Genomic DNA, 24717 nt, shown 5'->3' with positions numbered 1-24717 from the left:
AGGGCATCGGCACGACGATCCTTCCCACTTGCTTTTCCGGGCACCACCCGAGCCCCCGCGGGTCGGCCGGACACGCCGCACATTGCCCGCCCCAACGTGAGTAACCGGGAGGGAACGCACCTAAAGTGTGGCAATGAGCTTCACGAAGCCCGACGCTTTCACCACCAGGCCCACCCTGCGGGGCACCTTCGGCATGGCAGCCTCGACGCATTGGCTGGCCACAGCCACGGCGCAGGCGGTGCTCGAACGCGGCGGCAACACCTTCGACGCGGCAACCGCCGCCGCGTTCGTGCTGCACGTCGTGGAACCGCATCTCAACGGCCCCGGCGGCGACCTGACCGCTATCTTCAGCACCGCCGTCGAGCCCGGACAAGCGGTGGTCCTCATGGGGCAGGGACCGGCACCGCAAGGGGCTACCGTGGAGCACTTCCGGGCCGAAGGGCTCAGCCTTGTCCCCGGATCCGGCGCCCTGGCCGCGGCGGTTCCTGGCGCCGTCGACGCCTGGCTGTTGCTGCTGCGGGACCACGGCAGCTGGGAGCTTGCCGAGGTCCTGGATTTCGCGATCCGCTACGCGCGCGACGGCCACCCGGTGCTGGCCGGGGTGGGCGCGACGATTGCGTCCGTTGCCGGGCTTTTCCGGGAGCACTGGCCTGCGTCCGCCGAGCTGTGGATGCCGGGCGGCCGGATCCCCGAGGAAGGCGGACTGGTCAGCAATCCCGCGTACGCCCGGACGCTGCAAAGGCTGGTCCAGGCGGGTGCCGGGCTCGGCGACGCGACGGGCGGGACCGGCGCTCACACGCGGGAAGCGAGGATCGACGCCGCCCGCCGGGAATGGCGCGAAGGTTTCGTGGCCCGCGCCATGGTGGAGTCCGTGCAGCAGCCGCACCGCCATTCGACCGGAACCGATCATCGCGGTGTCCTGGCGCTGGCTGACCTGGCGGGATTCAGCGCAAGCTACGAAGCGCCGGCCACCTTGGAATTCCGCGGCCACACGATTGCCAAGACGGGCCCGTGGGGCCAAGGCCCGGCGCTGCTGCAGGCCCTGGCCATCCTGGACGGCTTCGACGACGCGCACCTGGACCCGTCCACCGAACTCGGCGCCCACGCGATCCTGGAGGCAATGAAGCTCGCGCTCGCCGACCGGGAGGCCTACTACGGCGACGGCGATGTGCCCCTCGACGAGCTCCTCTCACCCGAGTACGCGGCGTCGCGGCGGGCGCTGATCACCGATGCCGCATCGCACGAGTTCCGGCCGGGCCGCATCCCGGGCTGGGAGCCCTACATTCCCGCGTTGCGGACTGACGGCGTGCCGGCGGCCGGAACGGGGGAGCCGACGGTGGCGCAGTCCGGGGAAACCCGGGGCGACACCTGCCACCTCGACGTTGTGGACCGCTGGGGAAACATGGTGTCCGCGACGCCGTCGGGTGGTTGGCTGCAGTCATCGCCGACAATCCCGGAACTGGGTTTCTGCCTGGGCACCCGCCTGCAGATGACCTGGCTGGAGCCCGGCACCCCGTCCACGGTGACGCCCGGCAAACGGCCGCGGACCACGCTCACGCCGACCCTGGTGCTGCGCGACGGCGCCGCCGTGGCAGCCCTCGGCTCACCCGGAGGCGACCGGCAGGACCAGTGGCAGCTGCCGTACCTGCTGCGGACCATCGTCGGCGGGTATTCGCCGCAAGAGGCCATCGACGCGCCTGCGTTCCACACCACGTCCATGCCCGGATCGTTCTGGCCGCGCACCTGGGAACCCGGCGGCGCCGTCGTCGAGGACCGGCTGGGCGACGAAGTGATCGCAGGGCTCGAGCGCCGCGGACACCGGATCACCCGCGCAGGGGACTGGGCGCTGGGACGGTTGTCCGCCGTCGTGCGCGATCCGGTGAGCGGTGTGCTGCAGGCGGCCGCGAACCCGCGCGGCGCGCAGGGATACGCGGCCGGCCGGTAGCGGGGGATTCCGGAAGCTTAGAGCGCCGGATCCGGGACCGGGAAGAAGACCCGGGGGTCCTGGAGCAAGGCCGGGTTGGAAAGGTCCGAGCGTTCCAGGACCTGGCTGAGCTCGAAGTTGCGGCCGAAGCGTCCGTCGTCGAGCGTGATCGGCCGGCCCACGACCTTGCCGAGGGCGAGAGTGTGGCCGTCCTCCAGCGGGACGAGCACCGGGGTCTTGCCGGGAAGGGTGCGGAAGACCTCCTCCTGGCGCTTGCGCTTCGCGGTGGGCTTCTTCACCAGACGCTGCGGTTCCTTGCGGGCGGGCTTGGCCGTACCTTCTTCCGGGGTCTCGACGTCGGCCGCCTCGCTTGGCGCGGCGGGCTTGCCGACGGCGGGGAGGCCCACCGTGCGGATTTCGTCCGGGGCGCTTCCGGCCTGGGCGGAGCGGACCACCCAGAGGAAGTCCTCTTCGGGATCTTCCGGGATCAGGTCCATGGCGGGTTCAGGCCAGACGTATTCGAGTCCGGCCGGCGTTCCGGAGAAGGCCTCGCCGTAGAACCGGGCGTCCCTCTGGATCAGCTTGGAGCGGTGGCTCAGGTGGAGGTCGGGTTCGCCGAGCCAGCTGGGCATCGGAATCTTCGCGGCATAGTCAGGGTGCGCCGCCTGCGGGGCGAATTCGGTGATGTCGGCACGGAGCTTGTCCGGGTTGCCGCGGGACTCCCATTCATCGACCATGGCCAGGCCGTACAGGGTGAGGGCGGGGACATGGCCCATCCACATCCGGATGGCCGGGTGGCTCAGGCGGCCGAACTCGGGGATGACCAGGGTGCGCAGGATCTGCAGGACCTCGGCGCGCTGCTTGCCCAGCCGGTCGGTGTCCAGGGCGGCGGCGCATTGCTTGAAATCAGGGAAGGGGAGGTAGGTCTGCATCCCTTTAGTTTGAGGGTGGGTGCGGCTTGGAACCAACTCGGGCGCAGCTGCAGTCCTGCTCCCAGTCCTCGCAAGCTCGGCCCGGTGTCTCGCAAGCCCGGCCCGACACCTGGCCGGTAGTCTTAGCGGGTGGAAACTCATGGCGCGAACACAGTCCTTCCGGTAGCCGAACTGCACCTGCACATCGAGGGGACGCTCCAGCCGGAATTGATCTTCGCCCTCGCCGAGCGGAACGGCATCGAGCTCCCGTACGCGGACCTGGACGAGCTTCGCTCGCGCTACGAATTCACGGATCTCCAGTCGTTCCTCGACCTCTACTACGCAAACATGGCCGTGTTGCGTACCGAGCAGGATTTCGCGGACATGACCCGCGCCTACCTCGCCCGCGCATCCGCAGGCGGCGTGCAGCATGTCGAGGTCATGATGGACCCCCAGGCCCACGTTTCCCGGGGCGTTTCGCTCGAGACTTGCGTCAACGGGGTTGCGTCCGCGCTCGCGACGTCGGAGGAAGAGTTCGGCGTCTCCACCCTCCTGATTGCCGCGTTCCTGAGGGACCTGCCCGAGGAGGACGCTCTGGAAGTCCTCGAGCAGTTGCTGGCCATGAACGCCCCGATCGCCGGCATCGGCCTGGATTCCGCGGAAGTGGGCAACCCGCCGTCGAAATTCGTCCGCCTGTATCAGCGTGCGGCGGAGGCCGGGCTGCGCCGGATCGCCCACGCGGGTGAGGAGGGCCCGGCGTCGTACATCAGCGACTCGCTGGATCTGCTGGGCGTGGAACGGATCGACCACGGGATCCGCTGCATGGAGGACCCGGCCCTCGTCGAGCGGCTGGCTACGGAACAGATCCCGCTGACAGTCTGCCCGCTGTCCAACGTGCGGCTGCGTGCCGTGGATACCCTGGCTGACCACCCGTTGCCGGCGATGCTGGCCGCAGGCCTGAATGTCAGCGTGAACTCGGATGACCCGGCGTATTTCGGCGGCTACGTGGACGACAACTTCGTCCAGCTCTCCGCCGTCCACGGCCTGACGTCCGCCGAACTATCGACGCTGGCGGCGAATTCCATCCGTTCGTCCTTCGCGTCGGAGGCCCGCAAGGCAGAACTGTTGGGTGAAGTGCGCGTGTGGGAAGCGGCTAACGCCTGAGCGGACCGCCATTACCTGAGACTGCGCACTCACTTCCGCAACTGGGAGCGTAACAGTCGGTCACGACACACGGAGTTAACCGGTTGTGACACCCGGAATTTACAAAGGCTTGGCAGACTGCAAGAAAATACCCGCCGCTGAAGGAGCCACATGGCCAAGACTGCCGCCGACAACAGCATCACCCGTCTCAAGACGGTCCTCGACGTACTGGCCGAGGGAACCTGGTCCGAAACCACCCTGAATGCCGGCGAAGTCCTGGCTGAAGCAGCCTCGCGCGTCCCCTTTGACGACCATGAATCCGAGCTCCTGAGCGGCGGCATCCCGCGCGGCCACAAGGCTCTGACCACTGCCACGGCCAAGCTCGTCAAGGCCAGCTGGCTGGTCAAGGGCCGCTCCGGTTGGACCATCACCGACGACGGGCTGCGCGCCACGGTCGCCTTCGCCAAGCCGGAAGAATTTGCCGCTGCACTCGCCGCGGGTACCCCGGTCCCGGAAGGTACCCCGTTGCCGGAAGCTCCCAAGAAGCCGGCTGCCAGGAAGCCAGCCGCCCGGAAGCCCGCCGCAAGCAAGACCGCGGGCAAGAGCGAAAGCACGACGGCGGCAGAAGCCCCCGCGAAGAATGCTGCCGCGAAGGCCCCTGCCGCGAAGGAAGCGAAGCTCGAGCAGCCCTCCGCCGTCGCCGTCGCCGGTGACTTCAGCACCCTGCTCGGCGCTCCGGAGGACTGGGCTCCCCAGTACGACGAAGTCCAGATGAAGTACAACGCCCGCAAGAAGCTCTGGACGCTCAGCGCTGAACTGCCCGCCGGTTTCTACACCTACAAGATCGCGCTCGACCGTTCGTGGGATGAAAACTACGGCGCGTTCGGCGTCCGCGACGGCGCCAACCACGAGCTGCACCACGACGGCGGCAAGGTCACCTTCACGTACAGCCACGCCACCCGCGATATCGTCCTGAGCTAGTCCTAGGCGACTTCCTCCAGGCCCCGGCGCTGCTGGAGCCGGCCGTCCGCACCGAGCTCCAGCACGGTGTCGATTCCCAGCCGTTCCAGGAACGCGAAGTCGTGGCTGACGATCAGCACGGCGCCGCGGTAGTGGTCCAGGGCTTCGGCCAGCTGTTCCACGCTGGAGATGTCCAGGTTGTTGGTGGGTTCGTCGAGGACCAGCAGCTGCGCGGGCGGCTCGGCCAGGAGGAGTTTCGCCAGGCTCACCCGGAAGCGTTCGCCGCCGGAGAGTGTCCCCACCGGCCGGTCCGCCGCTGCGCCGCGCAGCAGCAGGCGGGCCAGCCGGTTGCGGATGGTTCCCGACGGCGTCGAGGGCGCTACGGACTGCACGTTCTCCAGGGCGCTCGCGCCGTCGTCGAGCCCGTCCAGCCGCTGCGGAAGGTACCCGACCCGCTCGGTCAGCAGCATCCCGCCGGGCAGCGCCGGAGCGGCATCGCCGGACAGCAGGCGCGCAAGCAGGGTCGACTTGCCGGAGCCGTTCGGGCCTACCAGCGCCACGCGCTCGGGGCCTTGGATGACGAACGTGCGGTGGCCGTCGTGGATTTCCGCGATCCGCCTGCCGCGCGGCACTTGCGGATCCGGCAGCTCGAGCTTGATGTGCTGTTCCTCCCGGACCCTTGCGTCTGCGGCGTCGACGGCGGCCTGTGCCGCGGCGACCTTGCCGTCCAATGTGCCGCGCAAGTTGCCCGCTGAGACTTGGGCGTTGCTGGCCCGGTTTCCTGCCAGGATCTTCGGGATGCCGCCGTCTTTCTGGGTCTTTTTCGCGGTCCGTTCGCGGCGGGTCAGCTTGGTTTCGGCCTCGACCCGCTGCCGTTTCTCCACCTTGAGGGCCTGCTGGGCGGACTGCGCAGCGTTGACCGCGGCCGCCTGCTCCTGTTCCCGGTATGCCTTCCACGCGCTGTACGGGCCGCCGAAGGTTTCCAGCCCGCCGGCATGGAGTTCCGTGGTGTTTTCCATGTGTTCAAGGAGCTCCACATCGTGGCTGACCACCACCAGCGTGCCGGGCCATTCGTCCACCATGCGGGTCAGTTGGCGGCGGGTGGTGCGGTCGAGGTTGTTGGTGGGTTCATCCAGCAGCGTGATGGGGGTGCGCCGGATCCGGAGGCCCGTCAGGGCGATGAGCATCGCTTCGCCGCCGGAGACCTCGGCGACGCGGCGCTGGAGGTCGGCGGCGGCGAAGCCGATCTGCTGGAGTTCTTCGTCTGCCCGCGACTCGATGTCCCAGTCGTTGCCGATGGTGTCGAAATGTTCCTGGCTGACGTCGCCGGCCTCGATGGCCTTCATGGCCGCGAGGATGTGTCCAATGCCAAGCAATCCGGCCACTGTGGTGTCGCTGCGGAGGGTGAGGTTTTGGGGCAGATAGCCCACCTCGCCGCTGCGTTCGACCCGGCCGCTGCTTGGTTCCAGCACCCCGGCGAGCAGCTTCAGCAAGGTGGATTTTCCAGTGCCGTTGCGCCCCACCAAGCCGGTCCGTCCGGGGGTGAAGGATCCGTTGAGCGCGGACAGTGCCGGGGTTCCGTCGGGCCAGTGGAAAGTGAGGTTGTGAAGGGAGATCGCTGATTTCATGGAGTGGTTCTTTCGTCCGGAGCGCGCGTCTTGGCCGGGTCCGGTAACGGGCAGGCGGCATTGCGGCGTGGTTCGCTTGATGGTTCGAATCAGAAGCGCGGAACGTTCCGGTTCCCCGGGAACAGCGTCAAGGAGGGACGCGACGGGGATTCAAAAGGAGGGGCGCATGGCCACCGGAACGCCGGCGGCTAGATTCTGTCGACCTCAATCTCCATGCCGTCGAGGCTACCACAGAGCCTTTACTGCACCCGTTCCCACGCCTCCACAGGCCCATCCTGCACGAAGAACAGCGGATGCGGCGCGGGCTCGGCGTCCGCCCAGCGTTGTGCGTCGTCCGGGCTGCGCCGCTGCAGCTTGGCTCCCAGGTGCTGCCATTCGTAGTCCAATTGGCCCTGCGTGACGGGAATGCGCCCGGCGAGCAGGCCCGGCTCCAGGATCCGGCCGGCGTCGAAGTTGTAGCCCCGCGCCCGGGCTTCCGCGGCGATCCCGCTGAGATAGGAGCCGACGGCGGCCAGCGGCTCTGCGTCCGCCCGGAACCTCACCAGTTGGGGATGGTTCTGGTAACCCCGGGTGCGGCCTGTGAGTACGGCCTGCGCCAGCAAGGTTTCGCGCCAGCACGCAACGAGCCCGGCCCGGTCCAGCTGGCTGGGGTGCAGGGACCAGATCCTCATCGGGTGCTTTCCTCCATGCCACGCAGCTTAGCCGCCAGGTACTGCCTGATCCGTGTTTCGCTGCTCAGCCCGATGGCCGTGCGCAGGCAGTCCGCAGCGCTGTCCGGATCGCCGGCGGCCTCGAATGCGACAGCCCGGGCCGCGAAGAATGGCTGGAATCGTTCGCAGCCTGCCGGGTGTTCGGCGGCAATCCGGTCGAGGCGCCTCAGCGCGGCCAGCGGTCCATCGAGCCGGCCGATCACGGCAGCCTGGGCAACCAGCGATCCCAACGTTGGTGCCACCGCATTCAGCGCCCCGTACAGGGTGCCCAAGGCGGTCCAGTCCGTCCGGCCGCTCCGGGAACGCGCGGCGTGCACGGCCTGGATGGCCGCTTCCAGCTGGAAACGGCCCGGCCCACGAGGAGCCGCAACCAGAGCCGCCGCCCGCTGAAGGTAATCCTCGCCGCGCCCGATCAGCACGGCATTCCAGCTTCCCGGATCCTGATCTTCCAACGGCACATAGCTCCCGCCGGCGGGACGGGAGAGCAGGAAGGCCGCCAAAGCCGCCAGCGCCCAGGCCTCCGGTTCCGTCTCCAGGCTGCCGGCCACGAGCTCGGCCAGGAACAGCCCTTCGGCGAGGGACGGGCGGGAACCCGTGCCGCCGTCGTCGGACCCCGCCGAACCAGCGCCCGCCGACAGCGCCGGAATCGCCAGGCACCCATACACCGCCTCCAGCACGGGCGGCAGCCGTTCCGGGAGGACCTCGGGGCCGGGAAGTTCGAAGGGGATCCTGGCATCCCGGATGCGCCGTTTCGCCCGGACGAGGCGTTGGGCCATGGTGGCTGGCGGGACGGCGAACGCCGCGGCAATCTGCGCGGCGTCGAAGCCCAGGACGGTCTGCAGCATCAGGGGAGCGCGGATGTCTTCCGCGATGGCTGGGTGCGCGCACACCAGCATGAGCGGCAGCCGCCGCTCGGGAAACGATGAATCGGGGAAAGGGGATTCGTCAGGCATGGCAGGCTCCGGGAGGGAATCCAGGGGAGTGGACAGCCGGTGCCGGGCGGACTTCCATTCGTCCCGCTGCCGGTTCCGGGCCACGGTCAGCAGCCAGGCCTCTGGCCGCTCCGGTACTCCGTCGGCGGGCCAGTGCCGGAGCGCCTGTTCGAAGGCGTCGGCCAGGGCGTCCTCCGCGAGCAGCACGTCTCCGGTGCCGCTCGCGAGGATGGCGAGCAGGCGGCCGTACGACGCGCGGGCGGCCAGTTCCGCGGCCGCCCGCGCCCCGCCGTCGTCGACTGTCCCGGTGCCGGGTGTCAGGCGCTCGGCGCCCACGTGCCGTCCACAGTGTGCATGGCACCGGGGCGGATTTCCACGTTGCCCCACATGGCGGCGGGCGCCTGCCCGGCCCACTGGATGGCGGCGTCCAGGTCCGGCACGTCGATCAGGAAGTAGCCGCCCAGTTGTTCCTTGGTGTCGGCGAACGGCCCGTCCTGGATCCGCAGCTTCCCGTCCTGCTTGGTGACCGTGGTGCTCGCGTGCGAAGGCTGCAAGACTTCGGCGCCCAGGAGCACCCCGGCCTGCTGGAGGGTGGCCGCGTAGCTGTTCATGGCCGCCTCGCCCTGTTCCAGCATTTCCGGTCCGAGCTCCTCGGGAGTCATTTCCTGGTAGTGCATCAGCAGTGTGTAGCGCATGGTTCTCTCCTCCTTGATCCGATGGTGGCCCGTGATGGGCTCACTCTCAAGACGAATGAGGCAAGGACCAATCGACAAAAGCTACGCCCCCACCTCAAAACGCCCCACCGCGAGGTCCTCCAGCACGTCCAGGTCCACGTCCACGCCGAGCCCCGGCCTGTCCGTCACCAGCACCTCGGGGATCCGGAATTCCAGGTTGCCGGGTTCACGGGAGAACTTCACCGGCCCGGAAAGCTCGGTGGACACGATGGCGGGGTGCGCCAGCGCCAGGTGGTAGCCGGCGGCCGAGGCGATGCTCGTCTCCAGCATGGAACCGATCTGCACCTTGAAACCGGCCAGCTCGGCCTGCGTCGCCAGGCGGTGGCAGGCCCGGATGCCGCCGCTCTTCTGCAGTTTCAGGTTCACCATGTCCACGCTGCGGGCCTTCACGAAGCGCGCCAGGTCGCCCTGGGACACCACGGCCTCGTCAGCCATGAGCCGCACACCCACCTGGGCGCGGATCTGTTCGAAGCCGTCCACGTCGTCGGCGCGGATGGGCTGCTCCACCCAGTCGATCCCGAACGGTTCCAGCTCCCGGATCATGGCGATCGCCGTCGCGGGATCGCCCCAGCCCTGGTTCGCGTCCACCCGGATCGCCAGGTCATGCCCGACTGCCGCGCGCACCGCCCGGACGCGTTCGACGTCGAGCCCGTCCTTCCCGCCCAGTTTCATCTTCAGGTGCAGGAATCCCTCGGCCCGCGCCTGCACCGCCTGCCCGGCCAGGACCTCGGGCGCGAGGATGCTCATCACCCGCGCGATGGTCGGGTTCTCCGGCTTCCGTCCGCCCAGCAGGCTGTAGACCGGCCGCCCTGCAGCCTTGCCCGCCAGGTCCCAGCATGCGATGTCCACGGCCGCCTTCGCGGAACCGTTGTTCTTCATCGCGGCGTCCATGCGCTGGTGGATCGCCGTGATGTCGTAAGGATCGAGCCCGACGACGGCGGGCAGCAGCTCGGTGCGCAGCGCCTCCACGGCGCCGCCCGGAGTCTCTCCGGTGACGTGCGCGTCCGGCACGCTTTCGCCGTAGCCGACCAGGCCATCGTCGGTCTCCAGCGCGAGCACGATGCTCGGCATCGTGGCGTAGGTGTCGTAGGCCACCACGAACGGTTCCTTGAGCGGAACGTCGATGCGGGTGATGGTTGCTTTGGTGATCTTCATTCGGTGCCTTTCATGTAGCCGGCTTTCACATCACGGAGTTGAGGAACGCGACGGTGCGCGGGTTCTGCGGGTTGCTGATGACCTCGGCGGGGGAGCCGGCCTCGACCACCACGCCGCCGTCCATGAACACCACGGTGTCCGCGACGCTGCGGGCAAAGCCGATTTCATGGGTGACCACGATCATGGTCATGCCGTCCGCGGCCAGCTGGCGCATCACGTCCAGCACGTCGCCTACGAGTTCGGGGTCCAGGGCCGAGGTGGGCTCGTCGAAGAGCAGCAGTTCGGGGTCCATGGCCAGGGCCCGGGCGATCGCCACTCGCTGCTGCTGCCCGCCGGAGAGCTGGGCCGGGTAGTGGCCGGCCACATGGGACAGGCCCACGCGTTCCAGCAGCTCGTAGGCCCGGGCCTTGGCCGCACCGCGTTCCACCTTCTTCACGCCCACGGGTGCCGCCATGATGTTCTCCAGGGCGGTCATGTGCGGGAAGAGGTTGAAGCGCTGGAACACCATGCCGATGCCGCGGCGTTGCCGGGAGACTTCGCGCGGGTTCATCTCGAAGATCTTGCCGTGCCGCCGGGCGTAGCCCACCAGGTCACCGCCCACCTCGATCCGGCCGCCGTCCACCCGTTCCAGGTGGTTGATGCAGCGCAGGAACGTGGACTTCCCGGAGCCGGAAGGCCCCAGCAGGCACATCACCTCGCCCGCCTTGACGGTGAGCGAAACGCCCTTGAGGACCTCCACGTGCCCGTAGCTCTTGCGGACGTTGCTGGCCCGCACCAGGGTTTCAGTCATCGCTTTTTCCTTTGAATGATGCGCTCAAACAGGGTGGGTGCCTGGGCGGCGGTGCCGCGGCCGTAGTGGCGCTCCAAGTAGTACTGCGGCACGGACAGCACCGAGGTGAGGAAGAGGTACCAGGCGCTGACCACCAGCAGCAGTTCCACTTGGCGCAGGTTCTGCGAGGAGATCTGCGTGGCCACCGTGTACAGCTCCAGCACCGCGATCACGGACAGCAGCGAGGTCTGCTTCAGCATGGAGATGGTCTCGTTGCCCATCGGCGGGATGATGACGCGCATGGCCTGCGGCAGCACCACCTTGAACAGCGTGTACGACGGCGACATCCCCAGTGACGCTGCCGCCTCATGCTGGCCGGGGTCCACCGAGAGCATGCCGCTGCGGATGATTTCCGCCGAGTACGCGGCCTGGTTCAGGGTCAGCGCCAGCAGGCCGGCCACGAACGCCGGCACCAGGGTGTTGGTGTCCACGGAGAACACGGTGAAGTCCGTGAAGGGCACGCCGAGGCTGATTTGTGAATACAGCAGGCCCAGGTAGCCCCAGAACACGATCTGGATCAGCAGCGGCGTCCCGCGGAACACCCACACGTACAGCCAGGCGAAGGCGTTCATCACCGGGTTCTTCGACAGCCGCATCACAGCCAGCAGCACGCCCAGCACGGTGGAGATGAGCATCGCCACCACGGTGACCAGCAGGCTGAGCCCCACGCCGTTGATGATCTTGGGGTTGAACAGGTAGGTGGCGATCGTGGAGTGCTCGATGTTCGGGTTCGTCCACAGTGAGCCAACGAGCCCCGCCAAGGCGAGCACCAGGACGGCGGCCACCACCCAGCGCCAGGGGTGGCGCAAGGGGACCGCGACGACGTCGTCATCCGTTTCCGTTGCGACGGCGGCACCGTGCCGGGCAGTGTGCGTGGCGGCAGGCGCCGGGCTGCTCACTTGCTGTCCTTGGCGTCGGATCCCAGGTTCATGCCGGCCTTCTTGACCGAGTAGTCCGAAAGCTCGTACTTCTTCAGGATCTCCTCGTACGTACCGTCCTTGACGATCGCTTCCATGGCCAGCAGCAGGGCCTTGCTGAGCCCGGCGTCCTTCTTCAACACGCCGATGCCGGTGTACACCGGGTTGTAGCCGGCCGGGTTGGCGGGGTCGCGGACGATGTCGAAGACCTTGCCGTCGCCGGCGGTCTTGGCCGCATAGGCTGCCGGGGCGGAGTCGACGACGTCGGCGCTCGCCTTTCCGGCGCGGACAGCCGTCTGCACGTCGGTTTCCATGGGCAGTTCGGTGACGTTGATCGGGCTGGAGCCCTTGTCCTTGCACTTCTGTTCGTAGCTGCGCAGGATATCGCCCTGCACGGTGGCCTTCTGGACGGCAACGGTCTTGCCGCACAGGTCCAGTGCCGTGGTGATGTTCTCCGGGTTGCCTTCGCGGACCAGGATGGAGAAGCCGGCGTGCAGGTAGTCCACGAAGTCCAGGGTTTTCTGGCGTTCCGGGGTGTCGTTCATGCCGGACATGATGATGTCGTTCTTGCCCGATTGCAGGGACGGGATGATGCTGTCGAAGGCCTGCTTCTGCAGTTCCAGCTTCACGCCGAGCTTGGCGGCCAGGGCCGAGGCGAGGTCCACGTCCAGGCCCGTGAGGTTCTGGTTCTGGTCGAACATTTCCAGCGGCGGGTAGGGGATGTCCGATGCCACCTTGATGGTCCCCGCCTGCTTGAAGCGGTCCGGGAGGGCAGCAGCGGCGGCGGGATCGGCGTCGGCGGCTGAGACGGGCTTGGCGGTTTCTGCGGGGGTGGCGGCACCGCCGCAGGCGCTCAGGCCGAGTACCAGCGGAAGGGCGGCGGCGGAGAGCAGACGCCGCAGGGAGGGTTTTTGGGTTGAGGCGTTCATTGAGGACTCCTTGGTGGGGGTGGCTAGCGGCTAGCGGCTCAGCCGGTACCAGCCGGTGCGGGTGACGCCGTCGGCCTGGTAGCCGGCGGCGAAGGCGGTTTCGAAGGACTCGCGCATGGTGCTGCGCCAGAGCGCGGCTTGCTCCGGATCGGCCGCCCGCAGGGCCACGATGTCGCGGGGTGCGCGGCACCAGAGAGTGCCGTCGGCATCAAGAAGCTGGGGCTCGCCGTCGGGCCCGTCCTTCAGGACCGCCGTGCTCTCCAGCGGAGGGAGCTCGACGTCGCGGGGGTGGCCCTGGCTGCAGGCGACGCTTTCCTGTGAGGAGAGCGGCCAGACGGCCACGAGACGGTCGCTTTCGTCGTTGGCGTTGATCTCGTCGTCCATTAGCCCGTAGAAGTTCCGCTCGTAGTCGCGGACGTGGGCGCCGAGCTTGCTGAGGTTGAAGCGGGCGTTGCGGCTGACGAGGGGATCGAAGGTCCAGGTCATGGTTTCGATGCCGCGGTCCAGGGACCAGGCGCGCTGGTGCTGCTTGAGGGCGAAGCCGACGCCTTTGTCCGCGATGCCCGGGGCCACGCCCGCGATGAACGAATAAGTGGCCGCGCCGCCCGGGGTGACGATCGCGACGGCGGCCCCGCAGAGGGTGCCATCCGGCAGGTATGCGGCGGAGATGTTGCAGCCGGCGTGGGAGATGCTGCGCAGGACGTCGAAGGGGACAGGTGCGCCGTGCGGGGACGTTCCCCAGACGGAGATAAGCAGGCCTTCTATGTCCCGGAGCTTGTCGCGGTCCGACTCCTCGACGACCGTGACGCCGGCCCGTTCGGCGGCCGCGGTGGCCGCTTCCCGGGCTTGGCGTGCTGCGGGGTGTGCTTCAACAGGATGCTCTTGAACAAGGAGTGACATTCCTCCACTATGGCGAGGCGCCCATGCCGCTGGCTTTAGCGTGCGGCACCAAGCTTTTGGACTCAGCTTGTTGTTTTCCACAAGGGCGGATAGGTTGCTGGGCATGGCTTCGATCCCGTCCCAGCGCCAGCAACACGGCCAGTCCCGGCCCGCCAGCCATTCCCGCCAGATTCCGCTGCAGGAACTCCTCAAGCTGCTGGAAGGTTCGGGCCTTGGCATCCGCTCGCACGGCCCGCTGCCCGAACTGGCGCTGTTGAGCCCGGGTCTCTACGACCCCACGGCGCCGCTGGAATCCTTGCCGGGCGGGATCCTGCTGGGCATCGGTCTGAGCCCGGCAGATCCCCGGACCGCCGCCGTCCTGGAGGAAGCGGCCGCGGCGGGTTTCGCGGCGGTCGTGATCAAGGCGGGCACGCAGGAGGGCGTTGATGAGCTCGCCGCCATGGCGGATCGCGCCGGCATCGCGCTGCTCGTCGTGGCGGACGAAGTCTCGTGGCGGCAACTGGACGGCCTGCTCGAATCCGCTGTGGGGACGCTCGCGGAGGCCAACAGTTCGCTGGTGCCGCTCGGCGTGGGCGATTTATTCGCGCTGGCCAACGCGATCGCCGCGATGGTTGGAGGCGCCACCACCATCGAGAACCTGCAGGAACAGATCCTGGCGTACTCCACGCTGCCGGGGCAGCCCATCGACGAGGACCGGCGCAGCGGCATCCTCGGGCGGCAGGTGCCCTACCTGCCGGAGAACGCCGGGCAGTACGCCGCGGTGTTCCGGTCCGAGGGCGCCGTGCACGTCAAAGGCGTGGGAGATGCCGCCATGGACCGGCTGGCCATCGCCGTGCGTGCCGGGACGCAGCCGCTCGGGTCGATCTGGGTGGTGGACGCGGACGGTACCTTCGATGCCGAGGCCAGGCGCGCCCTGGAGAGCGCCGCCGACATCGCCGCGTTGCACATGCTCCGCGCCCGCAGCAGCTACGACCTCGCCCGCCAGCAACGGGCCGAACTGCTGCGCCGGCTCCTGGAAAGCGACAGCGACTCCCAGCTCGTGGCGGAACAGTTGGCGCTCGGACGCAAGGGCCCGTTCGCCGTCGTCGCCTTCCAAACGGAGGTGGTGCCGGGCTCGGAGGAGATCGCGTTGGCGCGGGTGCTGGACCTGGTGAGCACGCAATGCGAGGCGTACCGGCAGGGGACCCAGTGCGTCATGCTCGGCACCACCATCTACGCACTGTTTACGGAGGCCGGGCCGTCCGCGTTGCCGCAGATCGGGACCCTGGCCCGGCGGCTGATCGAGCGGGCCGCCGCTTCGCTGCGGCTGGAGCTGCGGGTGTCGCTGGGGACGCCGGTTGCGGCGGTGAACGAGATCAGCCGGTCAAAGTACGACGCCGACCTGGTGCTTTTGATGCTGGCCGACGGCGGTGCCGGGGCTGGGTTTGGTGGGGCTGGGTCTGGTGGGGCCGGTTCCGGCGGGCTTGGGCCTGCTGGGACGGCGTCTGCCGGGGCCGGCACTGCCGGTGCCGCGCCTGCGGCGGCCGCCGCGGGCCGGGCCGCGTACGCCAGCGCGGAGGAGATGCGAAGCCGGCTCACCCTGTTGGAGGTGGCGGCCCTGTTCCGCAGCAAGCCACGGCTGATGTCCCCGGCCGCGGCGGCGATGCTGGAGCACGATGCCCGCGCCGCCACCGACTATGCAAAGACCCTCCGGACGTACCTGGCCTTCTCGTGCGACTCGGCCAAGACGGCGCACGCATTGTCGCTGCACCAAAACACGCTCCGGTACCGGTTGCGGCGGATGGAGGAAATCTTCGGCATCGACCCCGCCCAGCCGGACGACATGCTGGTGCTATGGCTGAGCCTGGCCATGCAGGAACTGGGTGGGGGCAGTTCCGGGGATGCGGGACCTGGGGCAGCGTAGCTCGGTTCCAGTTCAGGCCCTGCTGGGGTCCTGCTCAGTCCGCTGCAGCCTCCCAGGCGAATCCGTCCGGGTCCGTGAACGCACCGGCGTCGCTCCCAATCACGAGCCGCTGCGACCCGGTGCCGTCCGGTGAAACGCCGGCCGTTTTAGCGAGCACGCCACGTTTGTTGAGCGTCAGCTTGATGGGACCCGTGTCGAACTCGACATACCTGGATCCGAAGCTCTTGGACACGGTGAGGCCGCGGTCGAGGTAGAACTGCTTGCTTGCGGACACATCGGTCACACCCATCTGGAGCACGACCGCATCGATCTGCCCGGTGGCCTGACCGGCGTCCTTCTTCGACTGGGACGCAACCGTCCAGATCGTGCCGTCGGGGGCCTGGACCGCGCCGCCGTATCCCCAGAGTGACTTCGCCGCGGGCTTGAGCACTGTTGCGCCGGCCTTGAGGGCGCCGTCAATGAGGCTGTTCACGTCGGCTGGCTGGGGCACGACCAGTGACATCGTGAACCCGCGGAAACCACTGGTCGGCGCCTGCGATTCCCGCACACGCACCCGGCCGCCCATCCCGAAGGCGACGGGGTAGAAGGCCTCGGCCGCGGTGGTGTCGGCCGCCTCGATGATGACGTATTCGATGGCTCCCATGGCAGCCATCCTAGTGAGCTTGTGCCCTACGAGGACTGCATGACCGACAGGTGCCCGGCCTTCGCGGCCACCAGGCACTTGGCCAGGTAAAAGGGCTTGCCTGCGCGGCGCACGTACTGGGTGAGCACCAGCACCGGATCCGAGGGCCGCAGGTCCAGCAGCTTGGCGCGGCTCGGGCCGGCGGTGCTGAGGCTGATCTGGCATTCGCCCGGGCCCAGCGTCATGCCGGGACGCGCGGCGAGGATCTCAAGGAGGGTCTTCGGGGCCAGGCTGGTGCGCCCGGCGGGGTCGGCCGCGGCGGCCAGCCAGTCGCCGTCGTCGGCTCCTTTTTTCCCGGACGCAGCGCCGGACGCGAGCCCGGGCTCCCGACCGGCGTCCGCCGGCACGTTCTCCTGCAGGTGCCCGATCACTTCGCCGTTGCGGATGAGCACGCTTTCCCAGAGCCAGCAGTCCTCGTTGGGTTCAACGCCGATACCCGGGGCCGCGAATTCGGAGGCCGGCTGGATCTCCGAAAGAGTGCGCCTGACCTGCACGTCCAGCTCGGAGCCGCCCAGGATCTGGTCGAAGGGGCGGATCTTTTCGATGCCGATGCGGGGGAGGGAGTCTGCCACGAAGCGTCCGACGCCGCGGCGCGCCCGGGTGAGGCCGTCTTCCTCGAGCAGCATGAGGGCTTCGCGGATGACGGTGCGGCTGACGTCCATCATGACGCCGAGCTCGGTTTCGGTGGGCAGCAGCGAACCGGGGGAGAGCAGCTTGGTGCGGATGGCCTCGGCGATGCGGGAGTACGCGGCCACGCGCAGGGGCTGGCCCGGCTGGGCGGTGAGGGGTCGGGACAGGAACTGGACGGCGGTGTCGCTCACGGGGCCTCGCTTGGGTGGGGTATCGCCACTGTATCGGGGTTGTATAACAAATCAAATCCAGTGGCGGCGGGGCCCCGTTGCGTCGCCCGGCGCGGTTCAGCCGTACAGCAGCGAGCCCGGCGTGGTGAGCCTTTCGCCGGTCTCCAGCCAGGTCTTCAGGCCCGAGAGGATCATGGGCCAGCCGCCGTAGAGCTGGTCGTTGGCGCCTTCGCGGAGGTCGCTGTGGGTGACGGTGAGGTGGCAGGAATCGCCCACCTGCTCGATCTCCCACGTGACCTTCGACGTGCCTTCCGCCTTGACGTCGTCGTCCCACAGCGCGCGCATGCTCTGGACGAGGCGGCGGGGAGGATCGACCTCCAGGTTTTCGCCATCGCCCAGCACCATGCCATTTGCCCTGGGGTTGTGCATTTCGAAGCGACCACCGGGCGTCCAGTCGGAGGTAACTGTGTTGCCGAACTGGTAGTTCTGGCGGATCTCGCTGGTGGTGATGGCCTCCCAGAGCAGTTCCGGGGTGGTCTTGATGTAGATCTCGAAGATTTTTTCCATGGGACTTTCCAATCTGGATTTGAGGTCGCTGAGGGCAGCGGCCCATGGTTCTGCGTATTTGCTGACCCAGCGGTCGTGGACCAGCCGGATGGGCACCGGGTTGAGGAAATGCAGCTTTTCGCGACCACGACGGCGCGTGACCACCAGGCCGGCTTCCTCAAGGATGCGGAGGTGCTTCATGATCCCGAAACGGGTCATCTCGAACCGGGCTTCAAGGGCTCCCAAAGTTTGCCCGTCCTCGCGGAAAAGCTCGTCGAGCAGTTCCCTGCGGGTGGGGTCGGAGAGTGCCTTGAAGACGGCGTCCATGGTTGCAGAATAGGTGACCATTTGGTCACATGTCAACGGGTTTCGGTCGGGACTTCGCGTTGCGTCGCGGCGGGTTCCGGTGTGGCCCCGGGCGCGATGGCAGGTTTCCGCGCCGGGTCTCCGGCTCGCGGAAGCTTCCGGGTCGGTCGCTCGTCGCTAGCCCGGGTAGATAAATGGGCGGCCCACCGCTGGTGCAGTTGCCGGCGCGCCCCGGTGCCAACCGGAATGCGGTCGGTCCTTTCCCGCGGCCCAGGCCCCGCCCCCTCAGGTCCTCGAAGGCCTGAAGAACTGGTTTCGCCGCGGGGTTTGGCCTGGATCCAGATGCGGCGGCGGGATGAACCACGGCACGCCGGAGGCCACTCTGATCTTCCACCGTTCCTTATGGACGACGTGATGGTGATGGCTGCAGAGCAGGGTCCCGTTGTCGACTCCGGTGGTGCCTCCGTGCGACCAGTAGTCGATGTGGTGGGCTTCGCACCAGGGCGCCGGCATGGTGCATTCGGGGAACGCGCAGCCCTGGTCCCGGGCGGTGATCGCCTTGCGGATGTGGGGCGGGAAGATCCGGCTGGTCCGTCCGATGTCCAGTACACGGGATTCGCCGCCGAGCACGACCGGAATGATGTCCGCATCGCAGGCGATCTTGCGGACAACCTCGGGAGGAATCGGCCCTTGGAATGTTGAGCTCCCGGAGTTGCTCGTGCTTGCGATGCCGCCCGCAGCGCGCTGCCTGCCAGTGCGGCCCTGATAGCCGGTTCCGCCCTGATCGCCAGTGTGGCCCTGATAGCCGGTTCCGCCCTGATCGCCAGTGTGGCCCTGATAGCCGGTGCCGCCCTGGTAGCCAGTGCAATCCTGGCCGCCGGGGCCGCCGCCGGTACCGAAGCGTCCGCCGATCTTCGACAGCAAGTCGCGGTAGTCGATGGTGACCAGCACCTGCGGCCGGAGGCCGCCGTTGGTGGGTAGCTGTCCCGACGCCAGGGCGATACCGCAGGCGCCGACCAGTCCGTCCAACAGCTTCTGCGGACGCGAGCGGCGATCGAGCGAAACGCGGGGCCCGGCGTCGTGATTCTCTGGAACGTCCGGGTTTTCTGAGGCGCATTGGAGCCGAGGGTTGGCAGCCGCGTTCATCACCGTGGCGAGTGTTTCGAACTGTTCGGGCGTGGCGAAGATTTCCACGTGCTGCAGTCCGCGTCGCGGCCTCCGGAGGAAAGCCCCTTGCCGATGGCGCAGTTCCTCTTCGGTAGGTTCGTGCCCGTCCTGGTCGATCGCGTCGCACCACCGCCGGGCAACCCTGGCCACGAAGTCGGGATCACTTTGTTTGGCGGTGTCGGTCAGTGCCTGCTCCATGTGCCGGAGGGTGGATTCATCGGCGACGTGGCGGACCTGCTCGAGGGCCACATTGATCACCGTGGCCGAACGCGACGACAACTGCGCCGACGCGACCGCGGCGCCAACTGACTCGTTCAGTGCCGGAACATCCTGCCCGGCCATCCCCGTTCCCGGGAGCAACGTCGACGCCAGGGCGAGCCTGCGCCGGGCCTCACCAATACCGATCCTCAAGCGGCACCGAAGGAACTCTGCAGCATTCCGGTAGCCATCGTCCGCCGCGTCAAACACGCCCGTCCGGGCTTCCTCACGGGTCCGCTCAACAGCCCGGGCCGCGACGATCTGCAGGAACTCCACCGTCCTGGAGATCTCCTCCACCGTCCCTGCGAAGTCGGCCGCCTCATCGAAGCCAAACATCCGGGATTCGGCAGCCGCCTCCGGGCGCAGGGTGTTCAACAAGGCGAGGATTTCCCGTAGGGCGCCGCCGGATTCTGCGGGCCCCAATTCCTCCGCGGATCCCACCACGGCCGCACGCTTGATGTCTGCCGGACGCAGCACCCTCAGCCCGTGTTGCGGCTGCGGACGATCCGTCCGCAGATCCGTTACTTCAAGAGCGACCCCTCCCATGAATAAACCCTGTCACGGGGGTCGGACATTATTAGCCCGCTCATGAAAGCAGCACTTTGCCGTCCCCATCGATGCTCCAGCCGGGGTTGTGCGCGATCTCCCAGATGATGCCATTGGGATCTTTGACGTGCCCATGGAAGATCCCGCCGAAGGCGCTCGCCTGCGCCGGTTTCAGGACGGTCGCCCCCGCTGCTGCCAGCTTCCCGATGGTGCTGGAAACCTCGGCGGCACTGGCCACGTTGTGCGAGAGCGTCACCCCGCTGACACCCCTCGTGGTCCCTGCGATGCCCAGGTCCTCGCTGAACTTCGCGGAATCGAACAGCCCGAGCACCAGGCCGGGCGCCACTTGGAAGAAGATGATTTCCCCGGGAAGGTCCAGCAAGGGGTCCCAACCGAGCGCGTCCTTGTAGAACTCCCGGGCGCGGTCAAGATCCTCGGTGGCGAAGGTGATGAAATGCAGTCGCTGGTCCATACGGGGATAGTAGCGGGAGGGTCCGACGGCGGTCCGCCCTCATCAGCCGCGCCCCGCCGACGGCGGCCCGCCCCCATCAGCCGCGCCCCGCCGTCGGGCGGTCGCCTCACAGCTGCCACCCGCCGTCGTCCGCTTCCGCCACCAGCAGCCGCCCATCCTTGAGGCCCCTTCCAACCCGGTGGGAGGATGATTGTGTGAACCCCTTCTTCGACTTCGTCGGCAACTATTGGTGGCTGATTTTCCCCATCAGCGGCATGGCCGGCGGTTGGATGCGCCAGTGGTCCAGGGCCAGCGAGCGGCGGCACCGCCGCAAGATCGAGCTGTACAAACTGAGGAACCAGGCCGCCGCGGCGGAGCAGGCCAGCCGGTCCGAGGTGGCCGCGCTCATGGCAGCGCACGACTCCGTGAACCACAAATGGCTGGACTACGAGCTCGACGTCGGCAAGCTCATCGAGTTCCCCCTGATGACCGACGTGCGCGAGCCCCTCACGGTCGCCTTCCTCCGGGCCAAGAAGGAAGCCGACGGTCTGCGGCCGGCAGCCCCGGAGGACATCGCGACGGCGGCCCGGCTGGCTGAGTACCGCGCCGCCGTGCACGGCTTCGAGCTGGCGTTCGACGTCGCCGAACGCGAAGCGAAGCGCATCAAGGACGGCAACTTCACCGGCCCCGAACGGCAACGGCTGGCGACCGCCAGGAAGCTTCTGCGGATTGCCGAGGACAGCGCCGCCACCCCGGCCGAACGGCAGACCGCGTACAAGCGTGCCCGCAAGGAACTGGACGGCTTGATCGTCCTGCCGGAAGCCGCCGTAGCCACCCTGGAAGGGAAGATCGCCGGCATGCTCGACACCCGGAAAGGTCCGGCCTGAGCAATCGCATGACGTACATTCGGGGGATGGACAATTTGCTCATCCGCCACAACACCGAGCGGGAACGCTTCGAACTCCTGGACGCCGGCCGCGTGATCGGCAAGGCCGCGTACAAGGATTACGACGCCGCCCCGCACCGGATCTTCTACCACACGGTCGTCAATGAGGAGTACGGCGGGCAGGGCCTGGCGGGGAAGCTCGCCACCGAGGCGCTGGACCAGACGATCGCCGCGGAGCTGAAGATCGTGCCGGTGTGCCCGTTCATCAAGAAGTTCCTCGTCAAGCACCCGGAGTACGAAGCTAACGCGGTCAAGCCGACGCCGGCCCACCTGGCCTTCCTCGAGGACGCGCTCGCGCCGCGGGTCAACGCATAAGAGACGTAACAAGGCAGGGCTCCCGGAATTCCGGGAGCCCTGCCGTGTTTCCCCGGGCTTCAGTGGGGAAAGTCAGCGGGGGAGTCGGACGCTATGCGCGGACGCTGTTGCGGCCCCTGGTGAGGAACACGGACAGCGCCACCATGCCCACGCCAAGGAGCAGGTGCAGGATGTTGTCGAAGCTGTTCAGCGGCACGAAGTTGCCGGCCGAATCCTGCGGGACCACCAGGCCGTAGATGAACAGGACGAGGTAGATGATTCCGCCGTAGAGCAGGAACGCCTTGGAACCAATGGCGCTTCGGGCGAGAAACAGGCCGGCCGCGCCGAAGAGCAGGTGAACGATGTTGTGCAGGGCCGAGACCTGGAACAGGCCCAGCAGCATGGCCTCGGAATGGTGTCCGGCGAAGCCCATTTCACCGATGTCGGTGGTGATGCCGGGAACAAAACCAAGGACGCCGACCAGCAGGAACACGGCGCCTACGGCCAAGGATGCCTTCTGGACAATGGTGCGGCCTGCTGTGCGGGTAAGCGGGTGAGTTGCCATGATGATTTCTCCTGAATGCGATTTGTGTTCCTTGGACCAGCGGCTCGTCGCTCCCGCCGTCCCGAGTGGTTACGCCTGTAATTCGGCGCAGCTCGCGGACCGGATGGGCCCTTCAGGAAAAAAGTTCAGGGAAAAAGTTCAGGAGTCCAGCGGGGCGCTCGCGACGATAGGCAGCGTGGGTGACGCCGATCCGCCCACGGGTTCCACCGTGATGCCCAGGGAGGAGCCGGCGCTGATCCCGTTGACCACGGCGGGCTTGGACAGCGCCGCGGCATCCATGAGGCCCTGCGAGACCGGCGCGGAGCCGTTCTTGGGGATCAACCACATCTGGTAGACCTTGCCGGAGGGCGGAGGCGGAACATCCTTCATCCGCACCACCAATGCGTCCTTCGACGCCGAAATCGCCAGCAGCACGGTGCCGCCGCCGGTCACGTTTGTGGACGCTTCGCGGACGTCCTGCGCCTGCAGCACCTGGTTGACCGGGTCGTTCTGGCTCGCCACATAGCTGCCGATGCCCACCCCGCCCAGCGTCAAAGCCGCCGCGGCGGCCGCACCGATCAGCCACCTGCGGACGGCGGCAGGCCGACGTCGTTCTTCCCGCCGCAGCCTCGCGGCAGCCAGTTCATCGCCCGACGCCGGAACACCGGCGGGTGCCGGCCCGGCAGCTTCCGCAACCGGTTCCCCGGGCGCTGCTTCCGGCAGCTGCGGCAGCGTCCGTTCGAGCAGCCCGGCGGGCGGCTCTTCCTCCGCCGTGAAAGCCAAGGCGAGGGTTTCGCGGGCCTGGCGGACCCGTTCGTTGAAGGCGTCGCGCTCGGCCTGCGGGGCGGTGGAGATGTAGGCGTCGATGGCGGCGCGTTCGTCGTCGCTGACGGCGTCCAGAGCGTAGATCTCCGCCAGCTCGACGGCGCGGCCGGCCTTGAGGTCCGTGGCAATATCGGCGGCGAAACCGCGGGAGCGGGGGCCGCCGTCGTTCGCGTCCATGCTGTTCATCTCAACTCACCTCCAAACAGGTCTTCAACCGGATCAGTCCGTCCCGGATCCGGGATTTGATGGTCGGTAACGCGGAATTCAATCGCTCGGCGACTTCCCGGTAGCTCAGTCCGCCGTAGTACGCCAGCCGGACCGATTCCTGTTGGGTCTCGGTCAGCGTCTTGAGGCACCGCACCACGGCCTCGGCCTCCATGCGGCCGCCCACCTCATCGGACACCGAGTCGTGCTCGATCTCCTGGCTGGCGGCGCCGAATCTGGCCTCGCGGTCCGTGGATGCCTGGGCCGAGCGGACCTTGTCCACGGCGCGGCGGTGCGCGATGGTCATCAGCCAGGCGAGCGGGCTCCCGGCCGCAGCGTTGAAGCCGGCCGCATGCTGCCACACCTGCAGGAAGACTTCCTGGGTGGCGTCCTCGCTGAGCTCCGGATCCACCAGGACCCGCCGCGCCATGCCGAACACCCGGCGCGAGGTGAGCCGATAGAACTCCGCGAAGGCATCCCGGTCGCCGTCGGCGATCTGCCCGAGGAGCCCGGCCAGCTGTGTGTTCAGCTCCAGCCCGGTGGACGCCACGACGGCCGCAGGCGTGTCCGCCGTTTCGGGAACATGGGGAGTGTCCATTGCTTTCCAGCATAGGCGTCCCAGTTGCGCCGTTGTCACCCAGCCCACCTCCATGTTCCGCCTATTAACACAAGGCATTCGGTGCCGCAGGGGTTTTGGACGGGTCGGGCCGCGCACTCGGTCAATACCCCGGCTTTTCCGCGAGGACTACCATGGGTCATGGCTCGTTTCGGGATGAAGATGGCATGCACGTTCCTGGCCCTTCTTGGGCTGCTGACCGCCGGGGCGGCTCCGGTGGCAGCGGCTCCGCCACCGCGGAGTCCGGAACCGGTGGGCAACGACGTTTCCTGGCCACAGTGCGGCAAGACCCTTCCCACGGGGCAGGCCTTCGCGATCGTCGGAGTGACCGGCGGCCTGGCCAACAACACCAACCCCTGCCTGGCTGAGCAACTCGCGTGGGCCGCGGGCTCCACCGGGGGGACAGCGCAGCCCAAGGTGGCCTTGTATGTGAACACGGCCAACCCAGGGCATGCGGGCACGTGGTGGCCGACGTCGAACAGCTACGCCGGCAAGCAGGTCGCCAATCCCTACGGGACATGCGGCGGCGGCGTCGATGCCGCCTGCTCCTACATCTACGGCTACGCGAAGGCCTATGACGACGCCACGATCCGCGGCGTGAGCAACCCCGGGAGCTATTTCTGGTGGCTGGACGTGGAAACCGGCAACAGCTGGCAGGCCAACACGGCACTGAACCGGGCCGACCTCGAAGGAATGGTCGCCTACTTCAAGAGCATCACCTCCGGCATTGTCGGCGCCGGCGTGGGGATCTATTCGACGGGTTACCAGTGGGGAACCATCGCCGGGACCGTGCCGTCCGGCAGTTCCCTCACCGCGCTGCCGAGCTGGCTTGCCGGTGCCAAGACGTTGCGCGGCGCGAAGTCGAATTGTTCCTTGCCCGGCCTGACTGGCGGAAGCCGGGTATCGGTGACACAGTACGTGTCGGCGGGGTTCGACTACGACTACTCGTGCCCGTGA

At 67.9% G+C, this 24717-nt stretch carries 25 protein-coding genes; 7 read left to right on the top strand and 18 right to left on the bottom strand.

The genetic code is table 11. The features are described 5' to 3' along the window. Positions 1-133: 133 nt before the first annotated feature. Positions 134-1945, top strand: a complete 1812-nt coding sequence (locus tag ACNQPB_RS12545; protein WP_498752123.1) for a gamma-glutamyltransferase family protein — start codon at positions 134-136, stop codon at positions 1943-1945. 17 nt (positions 1946-1962) lie between these two features. Here ACNQPB_RS12545 and ACNQPB_RS12540 read toward each other — a convergent pair whose 3' ends face one another. After that, the gene (locus ACNQPB_RS12540; protein WP_498752121.1) at positions 1963-2856 is read right to left on the bottom strand and encodes an MSMEG_6728 family protein; all 894 of its coding nucleotides are present in this window, start codon (positions 2854-2856) and stop codon (positions 1963-1965) included. Positions 2857-2985: 129 nt separating this feature from the next. On the opposite strand from ACNQPB_RS12540, the gene ACNQPB_RS12535 reads away from it, so the two are divergent. Then, positions 2986-3999, top strand: coding sequence for an adenosine deaminase (locus ACNQPB_RS12535; RefSeq protein WP_498752119.1), 1014 nt, complete (start codon positions 2986-2988; stop codon positions 3997-3999). Positions 4000-4149: 150 nt separating this feature from the next. Next, positions 4150-4959 carry a pullulanase X25 domain-containing protein gene (locus ACNQPB_RS12530; RefSeq protein ID WP_498752117.1) on the top strand — a complete coding sequence of 270 codons (810 nt, stop codon included), beginning with the start codon at positions 4150-4152 and terminating at the stop codon, positions 4957-4959. A gap of 2 nt (positions 4960-4961) precedes the next feature. Here ACNQPB_RS12530 and ACNQPB_RS12525 read toward each other — a convergent pair whose 3' ends face one another. The 9 genes from ACNQPB_RS12525 to ACNQPB_RS12485 all read right to left on the bottom strand — a co-directional run bounded on the left by ACNQPB_RS12525 (position 4962) and on the right by ACNQPB_RS12485 (position 13672). Beyond that, positions 4962-6566, bottom strand: a complete 1605-nt coding sequence (locus tag ACNQPB_RS12525; RefSeq protein ID WP_498752116.1) for an ABC-F family ATP-binding cassette domain-containing protein — start codon at positions 6564-6566, stop codon at positions 4962-4964. Between the two features lie 239 nt (positions 6567-6805). Continuing rightward, complete coding sequence (locus ACNQPB_RS12520; RefSeq protein ID WP_498752114.1) at positions 6806-7237, bottom strand: pyrimidine dimer DNA glycosylase/endonuclease V; 432 nt, start codon at positions 7235-7237, stop codon at positions 6806-6808. Beyond that, a complete protein-coding gene (locus ACNQPB_RS12515) occupies positions 7234-8544 on the bottom strand; it encodes an RNA polymerase sigma factor (RefSeq protein ID WP_498752112.1) in 1311 nt (436 codons plus the stop codon). The genes ACNQPB_RS12520 and ACNQPB_RS12515 overlap by 4 nt, the downstream gene beginning before the upstream one ends. After that, entirely contained in the window at positions 8526-8903 is a 378-nt protein-coding gene (locus ACNQPB_RS12510; protein WP_498752111.1) for a YciI family protein, read from the bottom strand. The genes ACNQPB_RS12515 and ACNQPB_RS12510 overlap by 19 nt, the downstream gene beginning before the upstream one ends. An 81-nt stretch (positions 8904-8984) precedes the next feature. Further along, positions 8985-10097 (bottom strand): mandelate racemase/muconate lactonizing enzyme family protein, encoded by a 1113-nt coding sequence (locus ACNQPB_RS12505; protein WP_498752109.1) that lies wholly within the window; start codon positions 10095-10097, stop codon positions 8985-8987. 25 nt (positions 10098-10122) lie between these two features. Continuing rightward, positions 10123-10887 carry an amino acid ABC transporter ATP-binding protein gene (locus ACNQPB_RS12500; protein ID WP_498752108.1) on the bottom strand — a complete coding sequence of 255 codons (765 nt, stop codon included), beginning with the start codon at positions 10885-10887 and terminating at the stop codon, positions 10123-10125. Beyond that, positions 10884-11825 (bottom strand): amino acid ABC transporter permease, encoded by a 942-nt coding sequence (locus ACNQPB_RS12495; protein ID WP_498752106.1) that lies wholly within the window; start codon positions 11823-11825, stop codon positions 10884-10886. Before ACNQPB_RS12495 ends, ACNQPB_RS12500 begins: the two co-directional genes overlap by 4 nt. Then, positions 11822-12772, bottom strand: a complete 951-nt coding sequence (locus ACNQPB_RS12490) for an ABC transporter substrate-binding protein (RefSeq protein ID WP_498752104.1) — start codon at positions 12770-12772, stop codon at positions 11822-11824. Before ACNQPB_RS12490 ends, ACNQPB_RS12495 begins: the two co-directional genes overlap by 4 nt. 30 nt (positions 12773-12802) lie before the next feature. After that, complete coding sequence (locus ACNQPB_RS12485) at positions 12803-13672, bottom strand: GNAT family N-acetyltransferase (RefSeq protein WP_498752102.1); 870 nt, start codon at positions 13670-13672, stop codon at positions 12803-12805. Positions 13673-13775: 103 nt separating this feature from the next. On the opposite strand from ACNQPB_RS12485, the gene ACNQPB_RS12480 reads away from it, so the two are divergent. After that, the gene (locus tag ACNQPB_RS12480) at positions 13776-15575 is read left to right on the top strand and encodes a PucR family transcriptional regulator (RefSeq protein ID WP_498752100.1); all 1800 of its coding nucleotides are present in this window, start codon (positions 13776-13778) and stop codon (positions 15573-15575) included. 34 nt (positions 15576-15609) lie between these two features. On the opposite strand, the gene ACNQPB_RS12475 is transcribed toward ACNQPB_RS12480, so the two are convergent. The 5 genes from ACNQPB_RS12475 to ACNQPB_RS12455 all read right to left on the bottom strand — a co-directional run bounded on the left by ACNQPB_RS12475 (position 15610) and on the right by ACNQPB_RS12455 (position 20352). Beyond that, positions 15610-16218 (bottom strand): glyoxalase, encoded by a 609-nt coding sequence (locus tag ACNQPB_RS12475; protein WP_498752098.1) that lies wholly within the window; start codon positions 16216-16218, stop codon positions 15610-15612. A gap of 26 nt (positions 16219-16244) precedes the next feature. After that, positions 16245-17078 (bottom strand): GntR family transcriptional regulator, encoded by an 834-nt coding sequence (locus ACNQPB_RS12470; protein ID WP_498752096.1) that lies wholly within the window; start codon positions 17076-17078, stop codon positions 16245-16247. 96 nt (positions 17079-17174) lie between these two features. Next, positions 17175-17930, bottom strand: a complete 756-nt coding sequence (locus tag ACNQPB_RS12465; protein WP_498752094.1) for an ArsR/SmtB family transcription factor — start codon at positions 17928-17930, stop codon at positions 17175-17177. A gap of 264 nt (positions 17931-18194) precedes the next feature. Then, positions 18195-19880: an HNH endonuclease signature motif containing protein gene (locus tag ACNQPB_RS12460; RefSeq protein WP_498752092.1), complete on the bottom strand. Its 1686-nt coding sequence runs from the start codon at positions 19878-19880 to the stop codon at positions 18195-18197. 40 nt (positions 19881-19920) lie between these two features. After that, complete coding sequence (locus ACNQPB_RS12455; protein WP_498752090.1) at positions 19921-20352, bottom strand: VOC family protein; 432 nt, start codon at positions 20350-20352, stop codon at positions 19921-19923. Between the two features lie 194 nt (positions 20353-20546). Between ACNQPB_RS12455 and ACNQPB_RS12450 the strand changes: the two genes are divergently transcribed. Together ACNQPB_RS12450 and ACNQPB_RS12445 are read left to right on the top strand one after the other, a co-directional pair. Then, positions 20547-21218 carry a hypothetical protein gene (locus tag ACNQPB_RS12450; protein ID WP_498752088.1) on the top strand — a complete coding sequence of 224 codons (672 nt, stop codon included), beginning with the start codon at positions 20547-20549 and terminating at the stop codon, positions 21216-21218. A gap of 26 nt (positions 21219-21244) precedes the next feature. After that, positions 21245-21592: a GNAT family N-acetyltransferase gene (locus ACNQPB_RS12445; protein ID WP_498752086.1), complete on the top strand. Its 348-nt coding sequence runs from the start codon at positions 21245-21247 to the stop codon at positions 21590-21592. A 91-nt stretch (positions 21593-21683) separates the two neighbouring features. Here the strand turns inward: ACNQPB_RS12445 and ACNQPB_RS12440 are convergent, their stop codons facing one another. The 3 genes from ACNQPB_RS12440 to sigK form a co-directional block, all read right to left on the bottom strand. Further along, positions 21684-22136, bottom strand: a complete 453-nt coding sequence (locus ACNQPB_RS12440) for a DUF4383 domain-containing protein (RefSeq protein ID WP_498752085.1) — start codon at positions 22134-22136, stop codon at positions 21684-21686. A 138-nt stretch (positions 22137-22274) separates the two neighbouring features. Continuing rightward, on the bottom strand, positions 22275-23126 hold the full coding sequence (locus ACNQPB_RS12435) for an anti-sigma factor (protein ID WP_498752084.1): 852 nt from the start codon (positions 23124-23126) through the stop codon (positions 22275-22277). A 1-nt stretch (position 23127) separates the two neighbouring features. Next, a complete protein-coding gene (gene sigK / locus ACNQPB_RS12430; protein WP_498752083.1) occupies positions 23128-23742 on the bottom strand; it encodes an ECF RNA polymerase sigma factor SigK in 615 nt (204 codons plus the stop codon). Between the two features lie 159 nt (positions 23743-23901). On the opposite strand from sigK, the gene ACNQPB_RS12425 reads away from it, so the two are divergent. Next, entirely contained in the window at positions 23902-24717 is an 816-nt protein-coding gene (locus ACNQPB_RS12425) for a glycoside hydrolase family 25 domain-containing protein (RefSeq protein ID WP_498752081.1), read from the top strand.

It is taken from the genome of Curtobacterium sp. LFS079, assembly GCF_047977865.1.
In the GTDB taxonomy this organism is placed as follows: Bacteria; Actinomycetota; Actinomycetes; order Actinomycetales; family Micrococcaceae; genus Arthrobacter.
Note: the sequence above shows the minus strand (reverse complement) of the source record. Positions and strands in the feature narration are given on the sequence as shown.